Annotated in this window: 1 protein-coding gene; it reads right to left on the reverse strand. The window is 62.4% G+C overall.

Annotated features, from left to right (window positions below; translation table 11 throughout):
• Positions 1-301 (reverse strand): RNB domain-containing ribonuclease (locus EN852_RS35730; protein WP_135879673.1); only part of this gene is annotated, 301 nt, incomplete at its 3' end.
• Between the last annotated feature and the right edge of the window lie 98 nt (positions 302-399).

Consider the following 399-nt stretch of genomic DNA (forward strand, 5'->3'; position numbering starts at 1 on the left):
CGAGATCCACCGTGTCGCCGTCCTCGACGAACCAGGCCACGTCGGCAATGGCATAATGCAGCAGAAGATCACTGCCGCTCGCCTCGATCGAGAATGCTTGATCAAGATCGGTGGAGGCAGCCGGGTCGAGCGTGACAAAGGGCATCGCCCTTCGATCGGCATGCTGGTCGGGCACACGTTTGGCCGCCGCATCCGCTGCGGCAACGACATCAGCCGGAAATCCAGCCGGCACGTGCAATTCGGTGCGGATTTTCGCCAGGCCAGTGGAGAGAGCCTGTGAGGGATCGGTCAGAGATTTCATTCAGCCGTCCTACACTGGGGTTCCGGACACGGGAAGGCTGCCAACGAAAATCGCCAAGGGCGGCCACCGGCTGTCGCCGAGCGGATCGGGAATGAGCC

The organism is Mesorhizobium sp. M2E.F.Ca.ET.209.01.1.1 (genome assembly GCF_004010375.2).
Taxonomy (GTDB): Bacteria; Pseudomonadota; Alphaproteobacteria; order Rhizobiales; family Rhizobiaceae; genus Mesorhizobium.